The sequence below is a fragment of the Sphaerisporangium sp. NBC_01403 genome (assembly GCF_045040145.1).
Taxonomy (GTDB): Bacteria; Actinomycetota; Actinomycetes; order Streptosporangiales; family Streptosporangiaceae; genus Sphaerisporangium; species Sphaerisporangium viridialbum.
Window position 1 is genome coordinate 7,248,592 of sequence record NZ_CP109534.1, and the last position, 24,523, is coordinate 7,273,114.

A 24,523-nucleotide genomic window follows, 5' to 3' on the forward strand; every position below is an offset into this window, starting at 1 on the left:
GGGGGTCCTGAGGATGCCGCCCCCCGTCACCTGGCCGATCGCCGCGCTGCTCGTCGGGTACCCCCTCTGGTGGGCCCTGGGCTTCGGCGGCCTGTCGATCCTCGTCGTCGCGGGCCCCATGGCGTTCGTGCTCTGGCGGCGGCGGCCGATCATGGTCCCCAAGGGCATGGGCCTGTGGATGCTGCTCCTCGCGGGCTACCTCGTGAGCGCGCTCATGCTGGGCGACTCGCCTCCCGGCACGTACGGCGAGCTCGGCACCGGCCGCGTCCTCGGTTACGTCATGCGGCTCGCCCTCTACGTCGCCCTGCTGGTCATGGTGCTCTACCTGGGCAACCTCACCGAGCGGGAGCTGCCGCAGCGCACGCTGGTGCGCATGCTCGGCGTGCTGTGCGTCACGACCGTGGCCGGCGGGCTGCTCGGCGTGGTGGCCCCGCGCTTCGAGTTCACCTCGCCCGTGGAGATGGTGCTGCCCGAGTGGATCAGCGGCAACTCCTTCGTCCGCAACCTGATCCACCCGACCGCGGCCCAGGTGCAGCACGTCCTCGGGCACGCCTCGCCGCGTCCGGAGGCCCCGTTCGAGTGGGCCAACGCCTGGGGCAGCAACATCTCGGTGCTGCTGATCTGGTTCGTCGTCGGCTGGTGGACCTACGGCGGGCCGATGCGAAGGGTCCTGTGCGTGGCCGTGGCCGCGCTGGCCACGATCCCGATCGTCTACTCGCTGAACCGCGGCCTGTGGATCGGCCTCGCCGTCGCCGTCGCGTACGTCCTCATGCGCGCCCGTCCCCGCACGGGGCTGGCGATCGGCACGGCCCTCGCGGCGGCGGCGCTCGTGTTCGTCGCCGGCCCGCTCAACACCATCGTGGCCCAGCGCCTGGAGAGCCCGCACAGCAACGCCATCAGGGCGTTCACGGTCGCGAGCACGCTGGAGGCGGCCACCCACTCCCCGATCATCGGGTACGGCAACACCCGCAACGCCTTCGGCAACTACCAGACGATCACTACGGGCAGGACCGGCTGGTGCGCCGAATGCGGGCATCCGCCGCTGGGGAGCGACGGGCAGATCTGGCTGCTGCTGATCACTCAGGGCTTCACCGGGGCGGCGCTGTACGTGGCGTTCTTCACCGGGGCCATCCGCCGCTTCTGGCGCGACCGCACGCCGATCGGCCAGGCGGGCACGCTCGTGATGATTCTCGTGCTGCTCTACATGTTCGTCTACGACGGCCTGGTGACCGCGCTGAGCCTCTACCTGATCTCGTTCGCACTGCTCTGGCGCAACGGCCGGGCCGATGGCGTCCGGGCGCTGGAGGCACGCCCATGACCGACCACCGCACCCGCCTCCACTACCTCGACCAGGTGCTCCCCCTCCTCTACCCCTCTCCACCCGGGGTGGGGGCGACGGTTTCCGTTCCAGCGGCTTGTCCGGCGAGCCGCGTCTCGTACGCCGCGTACGCCCTGGTGCCGAGCAGGTTTCTGCCGCGCCGGCTCGTGCCCCGGTCCCGGTGGCTGCCGGGACGGCGGCGTCTGCCCCAGGGGCCCGGCACGATCGAGGGCTACCTCAGCGAGGTGCTCGGAGAGCCGGTCAGGGCCACCTGCCACGTACGACCGGCCCTGCGCGCGAACCGCAAACCGATCCTGGAGATCCACGGGGCCACCGGGAAGCCGCTCGCCTTCGTCAAGATCGGCGACACCGACCGCTCGCGGGCGCTGGTCCGGCACGAGAGCGCGACGCTCGAACTGCTGGCGGCCACGCCCCTGAAGGTCGTGGTCAGCCCTGCCGTCCTGCACCACGGGGTGTGGAACGGCCTGGAGGTGCTGGTCCTCTCACCCCTGCCGGTAAGGCGCGACCGCATCTCCCCCCTGCCGGTGCGGCGCGGCCGGATCTCACCGGCCCTGCTCAACCGCGCCATCGCGGAGATCGCCACGCTCGGCCTGCCACGCGTGGCCCCCCCGGGAGCCGGCCGAAGGGACCCGCATCCACATCCTTACCAACACCTACACCCGCTCGCGCACGCACACCCGCACCCGCACCCGCACCCGCACCCGCACCCGGTGAGCCTTTCATCGGGGCCGAGCGGCACCGGCCACCACGCCTGGCACGGTGACTTCTCGCCGTGGAACATGGCTCCCTCGCCCGACGGCCGGCTGCTCGTCTGGGACTGGGAGCGTTTCGCCACCGGCGTGCCCCTGGGCTTCGACGCACTTCACCACTTCTTCCAGCGGGCGCTGCGCCGGATGCCACCGCCAGTCGCCGCCGAGGCGTGCCTGGCGCAGGCCGTACGTACGCTCGCGCCCTTCGGGCTGTCGGCGGGCGAGGCGCGGGAGACTGCGGTCCGCTACCTGATCGCCCTGGCCGACCGGTATGAGCGGGACGGCCACCAGCCGCTCGGGCCTCCCTCCCAATGGCTCAATCCGCTCGTCGATCATCAGGAGGTCCTGCCTTGAACCGCACCGTGAAGCTGTCCGCCCACGCCGTCTCCCACACGGCGGGGCGGCTGACCGTGAGCGGGCGCCTCCTGCCATCGTTCCTGATCGTGGGGGCGCAGCGCGGCGGCACGACGTCCCTGTACCGCACCCTCGCTCAGCATCCGCTCATGCTCAAACCCGTGCTCCGCAAGGGCGTCCACTACTTCGACGCCGCGTACGGCAAGGGGCTGTCGTGGTACCGCGCGCACTTCCCGCTGAAGGCCACGGCCCACCGCCTGGAGCGCAGGTACGGCATGCGGCCCCTGGCCTTCGAATCCTCGCCCTACTACATGTTCCACCCGCTGGCCGCCTCCCGGATCGCCGGTGACCTGCCGGGGGCGAAGCTCATCGTGCTGGTCCGCGATCCCGTCGAGCGCGCGTACTCCGCTCACGCCCACGAGGTGGCCCGGGGCTTCGAGACCGAGCCGTCATTCGAGCGCGCGATCGAGCTGGAACCCCACCGGCTGGCGGGCGTGACGGAGCGGCTGTGCGAGCAGCCGTACGTGCTGAGCCACGCGCACCGCCACCACGCGTACCTCGCCCGGGGCCAGTACGCCGAGCAGCTCGATCGGCTGGAGCCTCTGTTCGGCCGGGGCCGGATCCTGGTGATCGACAGCGGGCGGTTCTTCACCTCGCCGGAGTGCGTGTACGACGAGGTGCTGGAGTTCCTGGGGTTGCCCCGCCTCGGCGACCCGATCTTCGAGCGCCACAACGCGCGTCCCCGGCCCACCGACATGCCCGCCTCGCTGCGCAACACCCTGTCCGACCACTTCACCCCCTGGGACGAACGACTCCAGGCCTGGCTGTCCGGCACTCCCTCCTGGCGCAGATGACCGGCGACGACACGACACCGCCAACAGACGGGCCGCTACCCCCGATGGGCGACGAGGGTTCGCCGGTAAAGGGGGTGAGTTCCCCACTGGACGACGCGGGCTCACCGATGGGCGGCGCGGGCTCGCCGATGGGCGGCGCGGGCTCGCCGGTGGGCGGCGGGGGGTCGTTGGTCAGGGGGGGTGTGGCGGGGCTTGCCGGGGCGGTGGTCAACGCGGGTTCGCAGTTCCTGATCGTGGTCGCTCTGACCCGAGGGCTCGACGCCGGCACGGCGGGCGCCATCTTCACCGCGACGACGCTGTGCCTGATGGTCGCGGGAATCCTCCGGCTGGACTCGGGCAACGGGCTGATCTACTTCATCGCCCGGTCACGCAGGCACGGCAGGCATGACATATCCCGGTATTTCCGTACAGCACTGGTGCCAGTCATCGTGCTGTCCGTCATCACGGCGATCCTAGTGATCGTCTGGGCAGACGCGATCACGGTAGCCCTGGTCCCCACCCATGCCACGGCAGCGTCCGGCTCCGCCGCGTCCAGCACCGCCGTGACCAGCACCGCGTCCAGCTCGGTCACGGCTGTGCTGGGCTCGGCGCTTCGGGTGCTCGGGGTGGCGCTTCCGGTGATCGTCTGTGCCGACGTCCTGGTCTCCGCGACCAGGGGCTTCGGGTCGATGCGCCCGACCGCACTGCTGAGCGGGGTGCTCCAGCCCGCGGCGCAGCTCGTCCTCGTGGGGGCCGTGGCCCTGGCAGGCGCCGCCACCGGTCTCAGCTGGGCGCTCCCCGCCGCCTGGGCCGTGCCCGCCCTGCCCGTACTGATCCTCAGCGCCCTCTGGTTACGCCGACGCGTGCCTGCAGAGCCGTACGTCACGGGGACCCGAGGATCGGACGCCGGGGAAACCGCGGGACCGGACGTCCCCGGAACTCCGGGACTGGACGTCCCCGGAACCCCGGGACCGGACGTCCCCGGAACCCCGGGACCGGACGTCCCCGGAACGGCGGGGCCGTACGTCGGGGGGACGGCGGGGGAGTTCTGGCGTTATGTGGGGCCTCGGGCACTCGGGGGCGCGGTGCAGGCGGTGTTCCAGCGGCTCGACATCGTGATCGTGGCGGTGCTCGCCGGGCCGGAGGAGGCCGCGCTGTACACCGCCGCCACGCGGTTCAAGGTGGTCGGCCAGCTCGTCAACCAAGGGCTCACCCAGGCCGTGCAACCCCGGCTCATACGCGCACTCGCGGAGGGCGATCTCTCCCTCGCCCGCAAGCTCTACCAGATCACCACCATGTGGCTGATCGTCCTGACCTGGCCCCTGTGGCTCGGGTACGCCGCGCTCGCGCCATGGCTGCTGCGGGTGTTCGGCGACGGCTACCGGCACGGAGCCGCCGTGGCGGCCGTGCTCGCCGCGACCATGATGCTGGCGACGGCCTGCGGCATGGCCGACGTCGTGCTCATCGCCGCCGGGGCCACCGCGTCCAGCATGGTGAACATCCTCGGTGCGATCGCGGTGACCATCGCCCTGGACGTCGTCCTGGTGCCCTCCCACGGCGCGTTCGGCGCCGTCCTCGGCTGGTCCGGCGGGGTCCTCGCCAAGAACCTGCTTCCCCTTTTCCAGATCGCCCGCCGGTACGAGCTGCGCCCGTTCGGCGTCCACAGCCTGCCCTCCCTGCGGCCCTGGCGCGCCGAGGAGGCCACATGACGCGTCGAGGAGGCCACGTGCAGGAGGGGCCCACCCTGCTCGGAGGCCGTGTGAACCGTGGGCCCATCCTGGTCACCGGGCTCCCGAGGAGCGGCACGAGCTGGGCCGGCAAGATGCTCGCCGCCGGAGGCGAGGTCGTCTACGTCAACGAGCCGCTCAACCCGCAGCGCCCGCCCGGCCGCTCCCCCGGGGTGCTGAACGCCACGGTCGGCCACCGGTTCCAGTACATCTGCGAGGACAACGAAGGCCCGTGGCTGCGCGCCTTCGCCGACACCGTGGCCCTGCGCTACCGATACGCCGCCGAGCTGCGCCGCAACCGGTCGCCCGGCGACCTGGCGCGCCTGGCGAAGAACGCCTCCGCCTTCACGCTGGGCAGGCTACGAGGACGCCGGGCGCTGCTGGACGACCCGTTCGCGCTGTTCTCGGCGGGCTGGTTCGCCGAGCGCCTGGGCTGCCGCGTGGTCCTGCTGGTGCGCGACCCGGTGTCGTTCGCGGCGAGCTGGCAACGGCTGGGGTGGACCGTCTACTTCCACGAGCTGCTCGAACAGCCGCTCCTGGTGCGCGACCACCCATCCGTCGAGGCGCTACGCCCGCTCATCGGCTCACAGGACCGCCTCGCCAAGGCCGCCACCCTGTGGCGGGTGGCGCGGTCCGTCGCCGAGGCGCTGGCCGAGCGGCACCCGTCCATCCGCCTGGCCCGCTACGAGCACCTCGCCACCGACCCGGTGACGGGCTACCGGGATCTGTACGAGTGGTGCGGGCTCACCTGGTCGGCCTCGGCCGAAAGGCGGATCGAGCAGGCCTGCACGGCAGGGGACGGCCCGACGGACGCCATCCCGGGGGACGGCCGGACGGACGCCATCCCGGGGGACGGCCGGACGGACGCCATCCCGGCGGACGGCCGGACGAACGCCGGCCCAGCGGACGGCTCGAACGGCGACGGCCCGCCGCGCGGCGCGAAGGACGGCGGCTTCGCCTGGTCGGGCCTGTCACGCACCGCCTACCGGCCCATGGACTCGCGCCGGGCCCTCGACCGCTACCGTGATCACCTCACCCCCGAGGAGATCACCCGAATCCGCCGCCTGACCCATTCCCCCTGAGCGATCTGCCCTGGGCCACAGGGGGTTCGCTGCCCTAGATTGCCGCAGCACAGTGGTCGCGGCTCCTTTCCCCGTCATGGCCGCCGGTAGCTGGTGAGGACGTCAACGAGAAGGGACCCGAACATGGACGACAGGCATCCCACGCTCGCCGGGCTCGACGCGCTCGTCGGCCGGTGGACGGTACAGCCGAAGGTCGAGGACGTCGGTGCGTCGTGGAGCGAGTTCACCTGGCAGGAAGGCGGCGTGTTCCTGCGCCAGGAATCCGACGCCGAACCGATGCGGGCTACAGTCATCGGTGGAGCCTTTCACCGCCTTCGGCGGCCACGCCACCGGTTTACCGCCCCGGCCGGCCACTGCTGTCCGCGCTTCGGCGTCCGTGAGTGCGGGAGGGATGAGAGGAGGGGGTCACGCGCTCTCTGTCGCTCTTTATCAGGCGCTTCAGAAGGCAGACGGTGAGCAGGCGCAGCGCGAAGGGCAGGTCGTCTACGAGGTAGCGGCGCGCGAGCCGGCCAGGCTCGGCGGCCAGGCGGAAGAGCCATTCGAGGCCTGAGCGTTGCATCCACTCGGGGGCCCGCCGAACCGACCCGGCGGTGAAGGCGATCGCCGAGCCGCAGCCGACGAACCAGGCCCCGGGCAGATCGGCGCGGAGTGCGGCGATCAGGCGGTCCTGCTTCGGAAAGCCGAGACCCACGAAGACCAGGCGCGGACGTGCCGCGAGCAGCACCTCACGTACCGCCATCACACCCTCCTCGGAGGTGTCGAAGCCGTGCGGAGGGGAGACGACCCCCGCTACGTGAAGGCCGGGATAACGGTCGGCCAGCACCTCGGACGCGCGGACGGCCACGCCCGGCGGCCCGCCGAGGAGATAGACCGGCAGGTCGTTGGACGCCGCCGCCTCCGACAGCGACCAGATCAGGTCGGCACCGGTGATGCGCTCGGGTACGGGCGTGCCGAGCAGCCTGGACGCCCACACCAGCGGCATGCCGTCGGGAACGGCGAGGTCGGCGCCCGCGACGAGCGCCCGTACCTCGGGGTCGCGCGAGCAGGCGCGGCAGATGTCGACGTTGGGGGTGACCACGTGTCCGCCTTCCCCCCGCGCGAGGGCGGCGACGACGTGGCCTACCACCTCCCCCTCCGTGAGGGCGTCGACCTCGACGCCCGCGACCTTCACTCGGGGGCGGCTCCCGTTGATCGCGAGCGCGGCGCCCTCACGGGTCTGTGTCCGAGGTGCCATCAGATGCCATGCCCTCGGGTGTGCAGAGCGCTGAGCACCGCCCGGGCGGGGACCACGCCGAGCGCCACGGCCAGCGCGATCGGGACGCGGGGCTCCCCCCAGCGGGCGGCGAACGCGCGAACGGCCCAGCGCCACGCCTCGCGGCGGCGTCCCAGCGCGGCGTTGTGGAAGGCGAGCTGGCCGTAGATGCGCGCGGCGCCGCGCGGGTCGGCGGCCAGGTAGGGGTGCCGGGCGAGAATCCATTCGAGCCCCGCGATGCGGTCGGCCCACCGTGTCGCGTACGCGGAGGCTCCCCAGCGGACCCGCACCAGCGGCCGGTCGACGTACGCCAGGGGATGGCGCCCGGCGGCGCGGAGGGCGAGGTCCCAGTCTTCGTTCTGCCCGGCGGGGGCGCTCTCGTCCGGCCATACGGACCCGCGCCTGAACAGGAACGTCGAGGAGTGCACCATCACCATGCGGGATCGGGTGAGGTGCTGTCTGGTGACCTGACTCGTGCCTGCGAGGCGGGGGACGCGCCGCGAGTCGTACTCGACCTCGATGGCGCAGCCCGCGAACTCGGCCGCGGGGTCGGCGGCGAGCGCGGCGAGTTGGGCGCCGAGCTTGCCCGGCAGCCACATGTCGTCGTCGTCGCAGAAGGCCACCAGGTCGGTGGCGAGGGCGGCGATGCCGGTGTTGCGGGCGCCCGGCAGCCCGGGGCTGAAGCGGTTCGGCAGGACGCGGACCCTCCCCGGGGCTTCGGCGACGGCATCGGCCACCTGCGCCACCACGGCGTCCACCTGGTCGCCGTCGACCACCACGACGACGTCGACCCCGCCCGGATGACGCTGGGCCAGCACCGCGCGCACCGCGGCCTGGAGCAGGTGGGGACGGTCTCCCCGCGTGGGGATGACCACGCCGACGGTGGGGTTCACCGGCATTCCGACGCGGGAAGCCCTGCCGCGAGCCATGGGGAAGTCGCCCCTTCCGGTGCCTGCCGATCGCGTACGCGATAGCCGTACTGGATCATCAGGGGCCAGGTCAGCGCGGTGACCAGCCATCCGTGGCGGCGGGAGAGTCGATCGCACCAGGAGTCGTCCCTGCTGAGCTCCACGGGCCCGGCCGTGAACCGCATCGGATTGCCGGCGCAGGTGTGCGCCACCGACAGCTCGGCCAGGCCGGGACGGAGGAACGCCAGGTCACCCCCGTCGGCCTCACCGAACCCCAGGCGGGCCAGCAACGTGGACAGGACCGCGCGGGGATCGGCCAGCAGGTCTTCGTACCGGATGCGGATCACGGTGCCGCCTCTGCGGGCGAGCAGCTCGAAGGCGAGGTTCTGCACGACCCAGTGAACGGAGGTGCGGAAGGGCCGCCAGCGGGTCATCGGGGTGCCGTCCTCGGGTCTTCTGACCTGCCGGCGCCAGGAGTACGCGACCGCGCGCGGATCTCGGACCACGTGGACGACGCTCAGATCCACGACCGGGGAGGTGCTCAGGCAGAAGGCCAGGGACGCGTGCTTGCTGGAGTCGACCACCACGGGACACGCGGCGATCTGCGCCGCCGCCTCGTAGACCCGCGAGTACGCCCGGGTGTAACCGCTGAGGCCGACGCGGCAATGCCGTGCCGCCATGGCGGGGATGTGGCGGGTGCGGTCGACCCTGTGCCGCAGCGTGAGCACGCGGTCGGCGAGGCCGGGCGACCATCCACCGAACGCCCGGATGCCGACCCTGCGCCAGAAGGGACAGGCGGCGAACGGCTCCCCGCACCCGCACGGCTCGTGAGCGCGGACCCCACGCTCCCACAGGTGAACCACCTCACCAAGGGGCGCGACGCCGGGGACCTCACCGAGCAACCGCTCAAGCAGGGTCGTGCCGCTGCGCCCCAGCCCACCTAGGAAGATCACACGAACAGCCACTGGACCCCCGAGGACAGCCAACACGAAACGTACTGAAGCTAACACAGAGAGTAATCGCTAGGTGCTGGAATCACAAAGGATCTACCAACAACCCGGCACCCGTTGGGCGGTGGACTGGTTGGGCCGGGTGCGTCATTCCCTCCCCGCTCCCGTGTGACCGGGGCACCCGGTTGCTTCCTACTGAGGACCATGACCACTCAAGACAGGCATGCGGCCGGGAGGGCCGCCCCGCCGTCACCGGCTCAACGAATCGTCATAATCCAGGCAAAAGGCCGGGCAGGGCCGGGGTGGACCCCTGCCTCTGGCGGTCACTCTCAGTCATGCTTGAGCTTGGCGAAGAGCTGGGCGGCTTCGGGTTGCTTCCATTCCAAGCGGTTGGGGTCCTCGCGATACGGCTGCCAGGGAACGGTGACGAACCGGACACGCGCCCCGGCCTCATGCACGTTTCTGGCGATGGAGTACATGGTCTCCAGATCCAGCCCCTCGTCGGTGGTGATCGACCTGCGGACCACGTCGACGAAGGCGGCCAGACGGTCGGGCTCCTTCAAATGGCCCGTTACCTGCTTCAGCATGGCGTTCATGAAGGCCTGCTGCCGCTTGATCCGCCCTAGGTCCGACCCGTCGCCGAGGCCGTAGCGCGTGCGGACGTAGGCCAGCGCCTGTTCACCGCCGAGATGGTGCCGGCCCGCGGACAACCGCAGTTTCGACTTCGGGTCGTCCACCGCCGTGGGCAGCGTGACCTCGACCCCACCCAGCGCGTCCACCATCTCCTTGAACCCGGAGTAGCGGATCTCGATCGCGTGGTCGACATGGACACCGGTCGCGGACTCGACCGTCTTCCACGCGCACTTCAGGCCCCCCACGTTGAACGCCTGGTTGATCATGCTCACTTGACCGGAACCGGTTGCGCACGTGGGCATGCGGACCATGGAGTCCCTCGGCAGGCTGACCACCGTGACGTTCTTCCGGTCCGCGGACAGGTGCAGAAGGATCATCACATCGCTTCGCTCGCCGAGGTTGAGGTTCGCGGGCATTCCTCTCGGTCCGGGTCGCATGTCTGAGCCCACCACCAGCACGTTGAGGGCTTCGTTCTGCTTCGGCGGTCTGTCCCAGGTGGGCGGCGTCAGGGTTCTCGAAGCGGGAGTGCCCCGCAGCAGCACCGTCGGTACGACGACGAGCGCGGCGGTGACTCCCGCGACCACCGCGAGCGTCATCCACCGCATCCGGCCGGTCAGACGGCGTCTCCCCCCACCGGTGATCGCCCCGAACAGGCCCCGGCGGGAACTCGCCCCGGACAGGTCCCGGCGGGACCCCTCGCCCGCGGTCATGCCGAGCAGGCGATGACGCTGGTGGGCCAGCGTGGCGGGCGGCTCGTGCTCCAGGTCGCGGCCGAGGTCGCGAAGCATCGCAAGGTCGTCCATCGCTACTCCTCGTCCGTCATCGGGTTGGTGTCACCGAGTGCCGTGCGCACCTTGCGCCGGGCCCGGTTGAGGCGGGAACGCACTGTTCCGATTGGTATGCCGAGGGCCTCGGCCACTTCCTCGTACGACAGGTCACCCCAGGCGATCAGCAGCAGGACGTCGCGGTCGCCCTTCGAGAGACCCGCGAGCGCGGGCACGAGCAGCGCGCGGGATGCCGTCGCGGTGACCCCGGCGGCCACCCGGTCGGCGGGAGACTCCGTGCTGCGCTCGACCGGTGCCCGCATCAGCGCGCGGTAGCGGGCCTCCTCCGTGCGGTGGTGCCGGGAGATCAGCTTGGTCACGATGCCGAACAGCCAGGGCCGGGCGTCGGTGTGGGTCAGGTCGTACCGGTCGCGACGGCCGAAGGCGGTCAGGAACGTCTCCCCCACCAGGTCCTCGGCGACCTCGGGGCCGAGCCTTCGGGAGACGTACCGGTAGAGCATTCCGGAATAGCGGTCGAACAGAGCGGCGAATGCCTCCGGCCGCGCCCTGGACTCGGCGATGAGCTCCGAATCCGGGCTCCGGGTCGTGGGTGGTGCGGTCATCGTCGACACCATGGCATCGAGCCGGCCTTCCCGTAGGGGACTTGTCAGCGATATCTCGCCACAAGTCCCAATCCGGGTTCACGGCGCGCTGTACGACCCTGCCAGGCTCACGATCGAGGGATGCCGTTCTGTCGGAGCAGGTTGATACTCATTGGCCCATCACGATGATCCTTCATCAAGGGAGACATGGGATGGCCACGGTCACCTTCCGGGATGAGACTGCCACGGGCAGGCCTTTAGAGGAGTTCGCGCTCCCCGATCTTCCAGACAGCATCTCGGCACGGGAGCTGGTACGACTCCGCGTGCGCGAGGAGGTCGCCCGGTACAACGCCGCGCCCACCGCCACGTACAACGGCCTGGTCCGCCCGGTGGACGCCGAGGTGGAGCTGAACGGCTACCGCATGGGCGCCAGACGCTGGATCGACTGGGAGCGGCAGGCCGTCACCGCCCCCGTACGAGCCAGAGTGGAAACGCGGTCAGAGCGGTGTGCCGACATCAGGCCAAATGATCGACCTTCAGGTGGTCAAGGAAGGCGCCCCACTCAACCGAACTGACGAAAAGCGCGGAGCGACCGTGATCCTTACTGTCGCGTACGGCCCGGCGGCCGGCCAGGTGGGCAACCTCGACGCAGTTGCTTCCGTCGTCTCCCGAATGAGAAGACTTGCGCCAGTGAGCGTTGGCGAGTTCCTGGGTCACGTCGTCCATCTCCGCATCGTTTCCGTGACGGGAAGCCCTCCGGGAATGTGTGGTCGGAGGACTTCGGTGAAGCGGTTAAGGGATGCCGGGGTCAGGCGGAGTGGTCGGCCTTGAGGTGGGCGAGGAAGGTGGTCCACTCCGCGACGGTGAAGAGGAGGGCTGGGCCGTTGCGATCCTTGCTGTCACGTACGGCCCGACGCCCGCCGGCCGGGTGGGCAACCTCGACGCAGTTACTCCCGTCTCCCCCGGAGAAGCTGGACTTGCGCCACTGGACGTCGGTGAGTTCGTTGGTCACGCTGTCCATCTCCGCATCGTCTCCTTGATCATGTTGAGCGACTCGCGTCGGGGTAGTGCGTCCGCTCGGATCACGCCATGCCTGAATGCTAAACCTCGGACCTCGTCGGCTCGATCGCTTACTCGATCCTCAGTGCTCTGTGAGTCGATGTATGCCACGGATGCAGAGGCTCCAGGCATGTCGGCGACCATAAATCCGCCGAGCAAGCCGACCGTCCCGTAAGCACCATAGGGGAGCACCTGAAGCGATATTCGCCGGCTTTCGCCGAGATCAAGAAGGTAGCAGAGCTGGTTCGTCATTACGTCAGGGCCGCCCACAGGCCGGTGCAAGACGCTCTCGTCCAACACCACCCACAACATCGGGGGGGTCGGTCGATGGAGGATCTTCTGGCGATCCAACCGAGCCTGTATACGTTCTTCGACCTGCCTTTCGGTTACGTCCGGTTCGTTCGCGATCAGAGCTCGCGCGTATCCCTCAACCTGAAGCAGGCCGGGGATCATGGACAGTTCCCAGATATGTAGGGCCTCGGCTTCGCGTTCGAAGTCGAGCCAGGGGCGGAACCAGCGGGGCAGTTGGGCGGCTGCGCGGTTAAGGCGATCGAGGAGCCCGGTGAGGGTCGTCCCCAGTCCGAGGACCTCGTCCGCCGCTTGAGCCAACTCCATCGTCGGCGCCCGGTGGCCGTTCTCGATCATGCTGAGCTGGCTGATCGATACATGGATCGCATCGCAGAGTTTCCGCTGGGAGAAACCCATGGAAAGTCGGAATTTGCGCAGTTCTGTACCGAACTGAATGCGCGGGGATATGGATGGATCCGGCTCCAGGGTGACGGTCATCCTTCGGTCTCCTCTCTTGCCACCTGATACCGCGTCAAGGCCATCATGCTGGGCGTTCACAAAGTCGGTCGAGAGGGTTCACGCGATTGTGAACACATTGCGAACACGAATAACCGTTTCACTCCCCCGATTGTTTGCCACCGTATGAGGGTCACGCCGAAGACACGGCGGCGCCTCGGCCAGCGAGCCGAGTGAAACAGAAATTCAGCCGGAACGGACTGGGAAGGCATATCAATGGCGCCGGATACGCTCAAAGAGATTCGTCTGCCCAGCGATCCCGGATCAGCGGCTCGCGCCCGGGCCGAGGTCCGTGACTGGCTCGGGGAGGAGCATCCGGCCTACGAGCCCGTACGGCTGGCCGTCAGCGAGCTGGTCACCAATGCCGTACGGCACGCCCGGCACAAGGTCGCCGACAACATGGGAGGTACGGGGACCGCGGGAGGTACCGAGCACGCGGGGAGCACCGAGCTTGGGTTCCCCGATAAGGCGTGTATCGAGCCGGTGACACTCCGGTTGTCGGTGGGTGGCGATCGGCTGCGCATCGACGTCACAGACAGCGGGCTGACCGTCGGAAGCCCTCGCCTACGCGTGGATCCGGCGTTCCTCCTTACGGAGAGCATCCCGGCGGATCCGGCATTCCTCCTCGCCGAGGGCGGGCGGGGCCTGGCCATTGTCGACATGCTGTCGGAGGGGAACTGGGGCTTTCACCTCAACCCTGATGGACCTGGCCGAACGGTATGGTGCGAGATCGCCACCAAGCAGCCCGAACGGGACAGCCCCTCGGACGACACCTCCACCATCCTCGGCCCCGGTCCACTCCTACTCGACATGTCCCCGTCGTCCCACCTTGGTTGATCAGGGGCCCACGAACCACACTGCACCGGTCGCCCGCCATACAGCCGCGCCGACTTCGCCGCTCCACTCCCCACCGTCTCGGCGCCGGATGTGAGCCCCGCAACGGCCGGGTGTGCGGAAGCCATGGTCTGGGTGGGCAGCCACACCTTGCCCCGTCACACGGGTGCCGGGAGGGCCTGTCATTCCTGAGGCGCCTTGCTTTTCCTTTCCGTCCATGGCTCGTACGTACTGTCTCCGGGGAGCACCCAAACCTCCGCATCAGGCCTGGCAATCGTCCGTAGCAGCGTCGCCTTGCCGGTCGCCTTCGAGACCCGGTAGATCGCCACCCCCGTCCGGGTCTCCGATCGGACGGTCATGCGTCCAGCCTGGTCGAAGTCGAGGTCGTCGATGTACTGCCCGCGCGGCAACCGCACGGTCACCGTGCCGCTCGTGTGGCCGGTACGCAGGTTGAGCAGGCGCAGCTTGCGGAACTTGCCCGACGTACCGACAGGCACCGCCGCCGTGAGGTAGTCATTCGCCAGCGCCATCGGGTGCAGCCGCGTCTTCAGCCGCATCCGGGCACGCAGCCCTCGATCGAAGACCGTCAGCCGTTCCCCTACCAGCAGCAGCCGCTTGCTGTCCGGGCTGAAGCCGACGAAGCTCCACGCATCCGTCCCTCCGGGAGGCGGCAACACCTTACCTTTCCGCAGGTCCGCGATGACCCCCAGCCCCGGCGCCGAGGTCTCTGTGACCACATAGCTGCCGTCGTCCGACACCACCGGCCACTCCTCGTAGATGGAGGACGCCGTGAGCCGCTTCCGTGACACCACCCTTTCCTTGCCGTTCAGAGTCCGCTCGACAAACAGCCCATCCGATTTCCGGAAATAAAAGAAATGCCGCCTATCCCCACTGACCAGGAACGGCGCCCGCGCGCCGGCATTGATCGAAAGATCCTCAGTCGCCACGGTGAGCGCTTCGGGCACCTCCACCACATCTCCGTTGGTCAGCACCAGTTCCCAGGTCTGTGTTCGCTGCGCGTACGCGATCGTGACCGGGGTGGCAGCCGCCGCGGGCTGTCCGGTCAGTGTTACGGCGGTCAGGAGAAGTGTCGCGAGAACCGTACGAAGTTCCATGCTTCATGAGATGCCAGAAGTCTTCAGAATGTTGCCGGTCTCTTCTGAGGTTCGAGTGCCACGCCCGCAGAGCTGAGAGCCCGCTGAAGGTCTGTGCGATGGCTGCGGGCACGACGGACCGGAGCAGTTGGCCAGAGCACGACGTGCCCTCCCACGACCGGAGCAGTTGGCTAGCTCTCGGAGAGGACGAGCATGACGTGCTCGTCGTCGCCGTGCTGGACGGTGCCGGTGCGCTGGAAACCGCATTTCTCCAGCAGCCGCACCGAGCCGGTGTTCCCGACGTAGGGATCGGCGTAGAGCGGGCGGGTCTTCTCCTCCTGGAGGAAGAGCATCATCGCCGTGCTGCCGATGCCCCGGCCCCAGAACGCGCGGCCGTACCAGTAGCCGATGAAGCGCCGCTCCTGCTCCCACCAGGACACGATGTTGCCGGCCAGCTCGCCGTCGACGATGACCGCCCGCACCAGGACCGTGGGATCTCCAAGGATCCTGGTGGTCCAGTGGGTCATGAAGGCCTCACGCTCCCGGGGAGGGAACTTGGACCGCCGCACGGCCTCGGGGTCGTGCTCCTGCTCCAGGAACACTTCCAGGTCGGCTTCGTCGACGGCCCTCAGCCGCAGATCGTCACTCATGCCGAGCGAGTCTGCCACCCGCCACCGACACTTCTCAGCGAGCGTCGACGATCATGCCGGCGCCGACGGTGCCGTTCGTGGTCTCGTCGATCAGGATGAAACCGCCGGTGAGGCGGTTCCTCGAGTAGTCGTCCACGAACAGGGGCTGGGTGACCCGCAGCGACACCCGGCCGATCTCGTTCAGCCCGAGGGAGGTGGCCGCCTCGTCCCGGTGCAGGGTGTTGACGTCGAGCCGGTAGTGCAGGTCGCGCACCAGCGCGCGAGCCGTGCGGGTGGTGTGCTTGATGACGAGCTTGGAGCGCGGGCCCAGCTTGAGGCCGTCGGTCATCCAGCAGACCATCGCCTGGAGGTCCTGGGCGACCTGGGGCCTGTTGTTGGGCCGGCAGATCATGTCACCGCGCGAGATGTCGATGTCGTCCTCCAGGCGGAGGGTGACGGACATCGGCGCGAAGGCCTCCTCGACGGGCCCGTCGAAGGTGTCGATCGAGGCCACGCGCGTCGCCAGGCCGGACGGCAGGTGCAGCACCTCGTCACCGGGCTTGATCACGCCGCCCGCGACCTGGCCGGCGTACCCGCGGTAGTCGTGGAAGGCGGGGTCGGTGGCCCGCTGGGGACGGATGACGTACTGCACGGGGAAGCGCACGTCGACGAGGTTGCGGTCGGAGGCGATGTGCAGGTTCTCCAGGTGGTGCAGCAGCGAGGTGCCCTGGTACCACGGCATGTTCTCCGAACGGGACACCACGTTGTCGCCGTGCAGCGCCGAGATCGGGATGAACGTCAGGTCGGAGACGTTGAGCTTGGCCGCGAACGCCGTGAACTCCTCGCGGATCTCCTCGAACCGGTCCTTGGAGTAGTCGACGAGGTCCATCTTGTTGACAGCGAGCACCAGGTGGGGCACCCGCAGCAGCGTGGTGAGGAACGCGTGGCGGCGGGACTGCTCGACCACGCCCTTGCGCGCGTCGATCAGCACGATCGCCAGATCGGCCGTGGAAGCGCCGGTGACCATGTTCCGGGTGTACTGGGTGTGACCCGGGGTGTCGGCGATGATGAACTTCCGCTTCGGCGTGGCGAAGTAGCGGTAGGCCACGTCGATCGTGATGCCCTGCTCGCGCTCGGCTCGCAGGCCGTCGGTGAGCAGCGACAGGTCGGTGTACTCGGTGCCTCGGTCACGGCTGGTGCGCTCGACGGCCTCCAGCTGGTCCTCGAAGATCGCCTTGGAGTCGAAGAGCAGGCGTCCGATGAGGGTCGACTTGCCGTCGTCGACCGAGCCCGCCGTGGCGAAACGCAGGATGTCCATCAGAACTGCTCTCCATCGGTAGTGCGGCCGGCGCGGCGGGGGAACGGACCCGGGACAGGGAGGATGGGCATCAGAAGTAGCCCTCCTTCTTGCGGTCCTCCATGGCGGCCTCGGATGCGCGGTCGTCGGCCCGCGTCGCGCCCCGCTCGGTGATGCGGGTGGCGGCGATCTCGGCGATGATCTCGTCCACCGTGGCGGCGTCGGACTGCACCGCGCCCGTGCACGTCATGTCGCCCACGGTGCGGTAGCGCACGACGGTCTCGAACGTCGGCTCGTCCTCGTAGCGGTTGACGACGTCGGCGTCGGCGAGCAGCATGCCGTCGCGCTCGAAGACCTTGCGGGTGTGCGCGAAGTAGATCGACGGGATCTCGATGCCCTCGCGCCGGATGTAGTCCCAGATGTCGAGCTCGGTCCAGTTGGACAGCGGGAACACGCGGATGTGCTCGCCCTTGCGGATGCGCGCGTTGTAGAGGTTCCACAGCTCGGGACGCTGGTTCTTCGGGTCCCACTGGCCGAAGTCGTCGCGGAAGGAGAACACGCGCTCCTTGGCACGGGCCTTCTCCTCGTCGCGCCGCGCGCCGCCGAAGACGGCGTCGAACTCGTGCTCCTCGATGGCGTCGAGCAGGGTGGTGGTCTGGAGGCGGTTGCGGCTCGCGCGCCGCCCGGTCTCCTCGGTCACCCTGCCCGTGTCGATCGAGTCCTGGACGGACGCGACGACGAGGCGGGCGTTCAGCTCGGTGGCGCGCCGGTCACGGAACTCGATGACCTCGGAGAAGTTGTGCCCGGTGTCCACGTGCATCAGCGGGAAGGGAATCGGCGCCGGCCAGAACGCCTTCTCGGCGATGCGCAGCATGACGATGGAGTCCTTGCCGCCGGAGAAGAGAAGACAGGGGCGCTCGAACTCGGCGGCGACCTCACGCATGATGTGAATGGCCTCGGCTTCGAGGACGTCGAGCTGCGACGTCGTGTAGTCGCTCTGAAGCATCTACTCTTCCTCCGGGAGTCTTGCCCTAACGGTGCACGTCGCGGATGCCGGCGAGCAACGTTGGCGCCAGATCCGGTAGGGAGACCAGGATATCCGGCAACGAGGGGTTGCCCTGGTTGTAGATCAGCGGGGAGCCGTCGATGCGGCTCGCGTGGGCTCCCGCGGCCTGCGCGACGGCCACGGGCGCGGCAGAGTCCCACTCGTACTGGCCTCCGGCGTGGACGTACGCCTCGACCTGCCCGGTGAGCACCGCCGCGATCTTCGCGCCCGCCGAGCCGATCGGCACGAGGTCGGCGCCGACGAGGTACGCCAGCTTCCTGACGAACTCCGGCGGCCGGGTGCGGCTGACCGCGATGCGCACCCTGCCCTCGCGTCCGCTGGACGGCTGCGCGGCGCTCGGAGCCGGGCCGTGGGCGGTCAGTGCGGGCGGCTGGGCGGTGGTGAGCGTCACGCCCTGGGCGGGCAGCGCCACGGCCCCCGCGACCAGCTCACCCTGCCCGCCTGACCCGCGGGGTGTGCGTTGCCACAGGGCCACGTGGACGGCCCAGTCGGATCGCCCGGTGTCGCCGAACTCGCGCGTGCCGTCGAGCGGGTCGATGATCCAGACGCGGTCGGCGGACTGGCGGCGCGGGTCGAGCCGCTCCTCGCGCGTGCCCTCCTCCGACAGCACGCAGTCGCTCGGCCGCAGGCGCGACAGCGACTCGGCGAGGTAGGCGTGGGCCTCGCGGTCACCCGCCTGGCGCAGGGCCACGGGGTCGTCGAACCCCTGGCGGGAGCGCAGCGCGAGCAGCCTCTCACCCGCCTCGGCCGCGAGATCTCTGGCCAGTGCGTGGTCGTCGCGTATCGTCACGTTGCCCTTCCTGATGCCGCACCCGAGTTCTCCTGGCCCCGGGTCAGTAAGCACCCGAGCCACGTGCCACGGCGGACCAGGTCTTCCACAGGATCTGAAGATCCAGCATGAGAGACCAGTTCTCGACATAACGCAGGTCCAACCGTACCGATTCCTCCCAGGAAAGATCGGATCTGCCATTCACCTGCCACAGACCCGTCATCCCCGGACGGACGACCAGTCGCCGCCGGACGTCGTCACCGTACCCGGCGACCTCCTCGGGAAGCGGAGGCCGGGGCCCGACCAGCGACATGTGGCCGAGCAGGACGTTGAGGAGCTGCGGCAGCTCGTCGAGGGAGTGGCGCCGCAGCCAGCCGCCGAGCGGGGTGACACGTGGATCGCCCCTGATCTTGAACAGCAGGCCGTCGCCGTCACTGACGAGGTGGATCTTGTGGCGCTCGGCGTCGCGGCTCATCGTACGAAGCTTCAGGATGGTGAACTCCACGCCGTCCCTGCCGACGCGGGTCTGCCGGAACAGCGCGGGCCCGGGGCTCGTGGCCCGCACGGCCAGCGCCAGGGCGGTGAGGACGGGCGCGAGGACGGCGATCGCCACGGCCGCGACCGTGCGGTCGAAGAGGTTCTTGAGCAGCTGGCGGACCCCGGACAGCTCGGGGTGCTCGACGTGCAGCAGCGGCAGCCCCGCCACCGGCCTGATCGTCGTGCGCGGCCCTGCGACCTCCATGAGCGCCGGGGCGACGACGAGGTCGGTGCGGGTCTTCTCCAGCCGCCAGGCGAGGCGGCGCAGGGCGGTGCCGTCGAGCTCGGGACAGGCGAGCACGGCCACGGTGTCGGCCGCGGCCTGGCAGACCACCAGGGGGATGTCGGAGAAGTCGCCCAGCGCGGGGACGCCCTCGACGTCCTCCATGAAGTCCTCGCGCGGCAGGCAGGCTCCCACGATCTCCATGCCGTGGTACGGCTCGCGCCGGAACAGGCGGACGAGGTCGGCGACGGACGCCCGGTGGCCCACCGCCACCACGCGGCGCATGCACAGCCCCCTGGCCCGCATCACGTGAAGCCTCCGGCGCAGGCCGTACCGGCAGGAAAGGGTGAGCACCGTCATCAGCGGGAGGGCGAGCACGACGTACCCTCGGGCGAGGTCGGTCTTGGTGACATAGGCCGTGATCGCCACTCCGGCGGTGAGGAAGAACCCGCACTGGGTGATGCGCCGGAACTCCTCGGACCCGACCCCGATCAGCCGCGCCTCGTACGCCCGGTTGAGCCCCACCATGGCGACCCACAGCACCGGCAGAACCAGGCTGAGCAGGAGATAGGGCGTGACGTACGGGGTGACCTCACCGAAGCGCACGACCACGGCGGCGGCCCCGGCGAGGAGACCGCACGCGAGATCGGCGGCCATGGCCTGGAGGCGGTGGCGCCGCGCCCACCCGGGCAGGGACGGGCGACCGGGTAAGGCGGCATTCGACGCCTTCCGGACGGTGACCGCCGACCTCTCGCCGTCCACCACGCATCCTCCCCGTAACCGATCGGGCACCGTCCGTGAGGGATGCTAGCGGCAACATGAGAGAATCTTGGGGAAATCCAGAAACTCCGCGGAGCGCTCGCCTAGCGCGGCGGCTTGACCGGCTTCAGGTCGGAGGGGTGGAAGGTGTTCTGCGTGGCCTCCAGGCCCGAGACGATCAGCGACTCGGCCACGTCTGCGGCGCGGTCGACCAGCAGTGGCAGCTCCTTGCGCTCGGCCGTGGCGAAGTCCCGCAGCACGAAGTCGGCCGCGTCCATGCGGCCGGGCGGGCGGCCGACGCCGAAGCGCACCCGCAGGTAGTCCTTGGTGGCCAGCGACTTGCTGATCGACCGCAGGCCGTTGTGCCCGTTGTCGCCCCCGCCGAGCTTGGCGCGCAGCGCTCCGTACGGGATGTCCAGCTCGTCGTGGATCACGATGACGTTCGCCGGGGCGACCTTGTAGAAGTCGGCCAGGGCCTTGACGGGCCCGCCGGAGAGGTTCATGTACGACCGGGGCTTGGCCAGCACGGCGGGAGCGCCCGCGAGGCGCCCTTCGACGACCTCCGCGTGGGCCTTGTGCGCCTTGAACCGGCCGCCCACCCGGGCGGCGAGGTCGTCCAGCACCATGAACCCGGCGTTGTGCCGGTTACCGGCGTACTCAGGCCCGGGGTTGCCCAGCCCGACGATCAACCAGCGGTCCACGACAGACCTCTCCGTTCCACTTCAGCGCCTGGCCTTCGAGTGCCCTTCATACCGAACCCCTTGATACCGAACAGGGCAGCCCGGTGACCGGTGACCGGCCTCCTGGCTGCCCTGCCGAGGATACGGGAGACTACTCGGCCGACTCGGCGGACTCGGCCGCCTCGCCCTCCGCGGCCCCCTCGGCCCCGGCCGTGGTCGGGACGTTGATGACCTGCAGGACGACCGTCTCGGACTCGGCGATCAGGGAGGTGCCCTTGGGGAGCTTCAGGTCGCCGGCGGTCACGACGGCGCCGATCTCCAGGCCCTCGATGTCGACCTCGACACCGGTGGGGATGTGGGTGGCCTCCGACTCGACGGAGACGGTGATGAGCTGCTGGTCGAGCAGGCCGCCCGGGGCGATGTCACCGATCGTGGTGACCGGGATGTCGACGGTGACCTTCTCGCCGCTCTTCACGAGGAGCAGGTCGACGTGCTCGTAGAACCCCCTGATCGGGTCGCGCTGGACGCCCTTGGGCAGCGCCAGCTCGTTGACGCCCTCGCCTTCGAGGCGGATCAGCACGTTGGGCGTGCGCAGAGCGAGCAGCAGCTCGTGGCCCGGCAGGGTCAGGTGCTTGGGGTCGATGCCGTGGCCGTACAGGACGGCGGGAACCTTGCTCTCGCGGCGGATCTTGCGCGCGGCCCCCTTGCCGAACTCGGTGCGGGGCTCGGCGGCGATGCGTACCTCGGACACGGCGTGTCTCCTAGGGAATCTCAGTGAATGGAAGGCGCTCACCCTCACCCGCCCTAGCGGAAGGCGTTACGAGCGCGAACAACCCTCAAAGACTACCCGCCCGCCGGGTACGGCCGATCCATCAACGGAAGCGCCGCACGACGCGGACCATGCCTCGTACTTGGCTGAAGGCCCGCGCGGAAAGCCGGACGGCCCCCGACCGGAGTGGTCAGAGGCCGTTCTTGGGCGGTGAGGTCAGCTGTCGCCTTCGAAGAGGCTGGTTACGGAGCCGTCGTTGAAGACCTCGCTGATGGCGCGGGCGATCAGCGGGGCGATCGACAGGACGGTCAGCTTGTCGAACCGCTTCTCCTCGTGGATGGGCAGCGTGTTGGTCACGACCACCTCGGAGATGCGGGAGTTCTTCAGGCGGTCGACGGCCGGGTCGGAGAAGATCGCGTGGGTGGCCGCCACGATGACGTTGGTGGCTCCCTGCTCGTACAGCGCGTCGGCCGCCTTGCAGATCGAGCCGCCGGTGTCGATCATGTCGTCGATCAGCACACAGGTGCGGCCCTTGACCTGGCCGACCACCTCGTGCACCTTGACCTGGTTGGCCACGTCGAGGTCGCGGCGCTTGTGGATGAACGCGACCGCGGTGCCGAGCTGGTCGGCCCAGCGCTCCGCGAGGCGCACCCGGCCGGTGTCGGGCGACACGATCGTGGTGTTCGCGGGGTCGAGCTTGCCGCTGAGGTAGCGGTGGAGCACCGGCAAAGCGAACAGGTGGTCGACCGGCCCGTCGAAGAAGCCCTGGATCTGCGGGGTGTGCAGGTCGACCGACATCAGCCGGTCGGCGCCCGCGGTCTTGAACAGGTCGGCCATCAGCCGCGCCGTGATCGGCTCGCGGCCACGGCCCTTCTTGTCCTGGCGGGAGTAGCCGAAGAACGGCAGGACCACGGTGATCCGCTTGGCCGACGCCCGCTTCAGGGCGTCCACCATGATCAGCTGTTCCATGATCCACTTGTTGATCGGCTCGGTGTGGCTCTGCATGATGAACGCGTCGCTGCCCCGGACCGATTCGAGGTAGCGGGCGTAGATCTCACCGTTGGCGAAGTCGTGCAGCTTGGTGGGGGTGATCTCGATGCCGAGGTGCTGCGCCACCTCCTCCGCGAGCTCGGGATAGGCCCGCCCGGAGAAGAACATCAGGTGCTTCTCTCCGGTGGTCTTCTTGCCGGTCATGCTTCCCTCCTCGCCTGGCGCTTGGCCCGGCGCGCTCGCGAAAGCATCGCCGTGCCTCTCGGCAGGCTCAGCGTGCTCGTTCATTTCGTGCTCCCCCGCTGTTGTTCCCCGGCCTGCGTGGCCTGGTCGGCCTGTGCGGCCTCGTCAGCCGTCGCACGCCGCGCGGCCTCCGCCGAAGCGGTGCCCGCGCGCCTGCGCGCGACCCACCCTTCGATGTTGCGCTGGTGCGCCCGGCCCACCGCCATCGCCCCTGGTGGAACGTCGCTGGTGATGACCGAGCCGGCGGCGGTGTAGGCCCCGTCGCCGATCGTGATCGGAGCGACCAGCATGTTGTCGCTGCCGACCCTGACGTGGTCGCCGACGGTCGTGTGGTGCTTCTCGACGCCGTCGTAGTTGACGAAGATGCTCGCGGCGCCGATGTTGGTGCCCTCGCCGATGGTCGCGTCGCCCACATAGGTGAGGTGAGGCACCTTGGAGCCCTCGCCGACGCGGGCGTTCTTCATCTCGACGTACGCGCCGGCCTTGGCCCCGCGTCCGAGCACCGTGCCGGGCCTGAGGTAGGCGAACGGGCCGACCGAGGCCCCCTCGCCGATCTCGGCCCCCTCGCAGACGGAGTTGCGCACCACGGCCCCCGCGCCCACCACCGTGTCGGTGAGGGTCGTCGCGGGCCCGACCACGGCCTCCGCGGCGATGGCGGTGCGTCCGTGGAGCTGGGTGCCCGGCTGGACCACCGTGTCGGGCTCGATGGTCACCTCGACGTCGATCCAGGTGGTCGCGGGGTCGACGATCGTGACCCCGCCGCGCATGTGGGCCCGCAGGATGCGGGTGTTGAGGACCGAGCGGGCGAAGGCGAGCTGCACGCGGTCGTTCACGCCCTCGACCTCGACGTGGTCGGCGGCGACGTACGCCCCCACCCGGTGGCCGTCCTCCCTGAGGATCGACAGCACGTCGGTGAGGTACTCCTCGCCCTGGGAGTTGGCGGTGGAGACGCGCTTCACGGCGTCGGCCAGCAGCAGCCCGTCGAAGGCGTAGACGCCGGAGTTCATCTCCTTGATCACCCGCTGCTCGGGCGAGGCGTCCTTCTCCTCGACGATCTCGAGGACGGCTCCCGTGGTGTCGCGGATGATGCGGCCGTACCCCGTCGGGTCGGGGACCTCGGCGGTGAGCACGGTGACGGCGTTGCCCTCTGCCCCATGGGTGGCGAGCAGCTCGGCCAGGGTCTCGGTGCGCAGCAACGGCGTGTCGCCGTAGGTCACGAGGATCGTGCCGTTGATCGTGCCGACCGACTCAAGGACGGTGCGGACGGCGTGGCCCGTGCCGTTCTGCTCGGTCTGGACGACCGCGTGGGCGTCGGGGCCGTTTGTGGCGAGGTAGGCCTGGACCTGTTCACGCGCGTGGCCGATCACGACGATCAGGCGTTCGGGCGCGAGGCCTCTGGCGGCGGTGAGCATGTGGTCGACAAGGGCGCGACCGCATAGCTCGTGGAGGACTTTGGGTTTGCTGGACTTCATCCGGGTTCCCTCGCCGGCTGCGAGGACGATGACGGCTGCCGGGCGCGGCACACTCACGGACTGAGGCTCCCTCGGCGTCGCGGCTGAGACATGACGGTGCGGGAT

At 69.6% G+C, this 24,523-nt stretch carries 24 protein-coding genes; 6 read left to right on the top strand and 18 right to left on the bottom strand.

The genetic code is table 11. The features are described from left to right. Window positions 1–13: 13 nt before the first annotated feature. The 5 genes from OG589_RS32370 to OG589_RS32390 all read left to right on the top strand — a co-directional run bounded on the left by OG589_RS32370 (window position 14) and on the right by OG589_RS32390 (window position 6,084). Window positions 14–1,318, top strand: a complete 1,305-nt coding sequence (locus OG589_RS32370; RefSeq protein ID WP_405141832.1) for an O-antigen ligase family protein — start codon at window positions 14–16, stop codon at window positions 1,316–1,318. Beyond that, window positions 1,315–2,442 (top strand): hypothetical protein, encoded by a 1,128-nt coding sequence (locus tag OG589_RS32375; protein ID WP_405141833.1) that lies wholly within the window; start codon window positions 1,315–1,317, stop codon window positions 2,440–2,442. The genes OG589_RS32370 and OG589_RS32375 overlap by 4 nt, the downstream gene beginning before the upstream one ends. Continuing rightward, on the top strand, window positions 2,400–3,296 hold the full coding sequence (locus OG589_RS32380) for a sulfotransferase domain-containing protein (protein WP_405141834.1): 897 nt from the start codon (window positions 2,400–2,402) through the stop codon (window positions 3,294–3,296). Before OG589_RS32375 ends, OG589_RS32380 begins: the two co-directional genes overlap by 43 nt. Before the next feature lie 74 nt (window positions 3,297–3,370). Further along, window positions 3,371–4,984 (top strand): lipopolysaccharide biosynthesis protein, encoded by a 1,614-nt coding sequence (locus OG589_RS32385; protein ID WP_405141835.1) that lies wholly within the window; start codon window positions 3,371–3,373, stop codon window positions 4,982–4,984. Then, window positions 4,981–6,084, top strand: coding sequence for a sulfotransferase (locus OG589_RS32390; protein ID WP_405141836.1), 1,104 nt, complete (start codon window positions 4,981–4,983; stop codon window positions 6,082–6,084). The genes OG589_RS32385 and OG589_RS32390 overlap by 4 nt, the downstream gene beginning before the upstream one ends. Before the next feature lie 334 nt (window positions 6,085–6,418). Here the strand turns inward: OG589_RS32390 and OG589_RS32395 are convergent, their stop codons facing one another. From OG589_RS32395 to OG589_RS32430, 8 genes are all read right to left on the bottom strand, one after another. Beyond that, window positions 6,419–7,318 (bottom strand): WecB/TagA/CpsF family glycosyltransferase, encoded by a 900-nt coding sequence (locus OG589_RS32395; protein WP_405141837.1) that lies wholly within the window; start codon window positions 7,316–7,318, stop codon window positions 6,419–6,421. Then, window positions 7,318–8,229: a glycosyltransferase gene (locus tag OG589_RS32400; protein ID WP_405141838.1), complete on the bottom strand. Its 912-nt coding sequence runs from the start codon at window positions 8,227–8,229 to the stop codon at window positions 7,318–7,320. Before OG589_RS32400 ends, OG589_RS32395 begins: the two co-directional genes overlap by 1 nt. Further along, window positions 8,226–9,209 carry a sulfotransferase gene (locus tag OG589_RS32405; protein ID WP_405141840.1) on the bottom strand — a complete coding sequence of 328 codons (984 nt, stop codon included), beginning with the start codon at window positions 9,207–9,209 and terminating at the stop codon, window positions 8,226–8,228. Before OG589_RS32405 ends, OG589_RS32400 begins: the two co-directional genes overlap by 4 nt. Window positions 9,210–9,523: 314 nt before the next feature. Further along, window positions 9,524–10,630: an LCP family protein gene (locus OG589_RS32410; RefSeq protein WP_405141841.1), complete on the bottom strand. Its 1,107-nt coding sequence runs from the start codon at window positions 10,628–10,630 to the stop codon at window positions 9,524–9,526. A gap of 2 nt (window positions 10,631–10,632) precedes the next feature. Further along, entirely contained in the window at window positions 10,633–11,214 is a 582-nt protein-coding gene (locus OG589_RS32415) for an RNA polymerase sigma factor (protein ID WP_405141842.1), read from the bottom strand. A 495-nt stretch (window positions 11,215–11,709) separates the two neighbouring features. Beyond that, a complete protein-coding gene (locus OG589_RS32420) occupies window positions 11,710–11,919 on the bottom strand; it encodes a DUF397 domain-containing protein (protein ID WP_405141844.1) in 210 nt (69 codons plus the stop codon). A gap of 82 nt (window positions 11,920–12,001) precedes the next feature. Continuing rightward, window positions 12,002–12,214: a DUF397 domain-containing protein gene (locus OG589_RS32425; RefSeq protein ID WP_405141845.1), complete on the bottom strand. Its 213-nt coding sequence runs from the start codon at window positions 12,212–12,214 to the stop codon at window positions 12,002–12,004. Further along, a complete protein-coding gene (locus tag OG589_RS32430; protein ID WP_405141847.1) occupies window positions 12,202–13,038 on the bottom strand; it encodes a helix-turn-helix transcriptional regulator in 837 nt (278 codons plus the stop codon). The genes OG589_RS32425 and OG589_RS32430 overlap by 13 nt, the downstream gene beginning before the upstream one ends. Window positions 13,039–13,272: 234 nt before the next feature. On the opposite strand from OG589_RS32430, the gene OG589_RS32435 reads away from it, so the two are divergent. Next, entirely contained in the window at window positions 13,273–13,893 is a 621-nt protein-coding gene (locus tag OG589_RS32435; protein WP_405141848.1) for an ATP-binding protein, read from the top strand. Between the two features lie 179 nt (window positions 13,894–14,072). On the opposite strand, the gene OG589_RS32440 is transcribed toward OG589_RS32435, so the two are convergent. The 10 genes from OG589_RS32440 to glmU form a co-directional block, all read right to left on the bottom strand. Then, on the bottom strand, window positions 14,073–15,005 hold the full coding sequence (locus OG589_RS32440) for a hypothetical protein (RefSeq protein WP_405141849.1): 933 nt from the start codon (window positions 15,003–15,005) through the stop codon (window positions 14,073–14,075). Between the two features lie 170 nt (window positions 15,006–15,175). After that, the gene (locus OG589_RS32445; protein ID WP_405141851.1) at window positions 15,176–15,634 is read right to left on the bottom strand and encodes a GNAT family N-acetyltransferase; all 459 of its coding nucleotides are present in this window, start codon (window positions 15,632–15,634) and stop codon (window positions 15,176–15,178) included. A gap of 34 nt (window positions 15,635–15,668) precedes the next feature. Beyond that, on the bottom strand, window positions 15,669–16,931 hold the full coding sequence (gene cysN, locus OG589_RS32450; protein WP_405141852.1) for a sulfate adenylyltransferase subunit CysN: 1,263 nt from the start codon (window positions 16,929–16,931) through the stop codon (window positions 15,669–15,671). A gap of 70 nt (window positions 16,932–17,001) precedes the next feature. Beyond that, window positions 17,002–17,916, bottom strand: a complete 915-nt coding sequence (cysD, locus tag OG589_RS32455; protein ID WP_405141853.1) for a sulfate adenylyltransferase subunit CysD — start codon at window positions 17,914–17,916, stop codon at window positions 17,002–17,004. Between the two features lie 25 nt (window positions 17,917–17,941). Then, window positions 17,942–18,766: a 3'(2'),5'-bisphosphate nucleotidase CysQ gene (locus tag OG589_RS32460; RefSeq protein WP_405141854.1), complete on the bottom strand. Its 825-nt coding sequence runs from the start codon at window positions 18,764–18,766 to the stop codon at window positions 17,942–17,944. Window positions 18,767–18,809: 43 nt separating this feature from the next. Beyond that, the gene (locus OG589_RS32465) at window positions 18,810–20,162 is read right to left on the bottom strand and encodes a sugar transferase (RefSeq protein ID WP_405152176.1); all 1,353 of its coding nucleotides are present in this window, start codon (window positions 20,160–20,162) and stop codon (window positions 18,810–18,812) included. A 206-nt stretch (window positions 20,163–20,368) separates the two neighbouring features. After that, entirely contained in the window at window positions 20,369–20,965 is a 597-nt protein-coding gene (pth, locus tag OG589_RS32470) for an aminoacyl-tRNA hydrolase (protein ID WP_405141855.1), read from the bottom strand. 130 nt (window positions 20,966–21,095) lie between these two features. Next, window positions 21,096–21,695: a 50S ribosomal protein L25/general stress protein Ctc gene (locus tag OG589_RS32475; protein WP_405141856.1), complete on the bottom strand. Its 600-nt coding sequence runs from the start codon at window positions 21,693–21,695 to the stop codon at window positions 21,096–21,098. Window positions 21,696–21,929: 234 nt separating this feature from the next. After that, the gene (locus OG589_RS32480) at window positions 21,930–22,907 is read right to left on the bottom strand and encodes a ribose-phosphate diphosphokinase (RefSeq protein ID WP_405141857.1); all 978 of its coding nucleotides are present in this window, start codon (window positions 22,905–22,907) and stop codon (window positions 21,930–21,932) included. An 80-nt stretch (window positions 22,908–22,987) separates the two neighbouring features. After that, the gene (glmU, locus tag OG589_RS32485; RefSeq protein ID WP_405141858.1) at window positions 22,988–24,475 is read right to left on the bottom strand and encodes a bifunctional UDP-N-acetylglucosamine diphosphorylase/glucosamine-1-phosphate N-acetyltransferase GlmU; all 1,488 of its coding nucleotides are present in this window, start codon (window positions 24,473–24,475) and stop codon (window positions 22,988–22,990) included. Window positions 24,476–24,523: the final 48 nt, after the last annotated feature.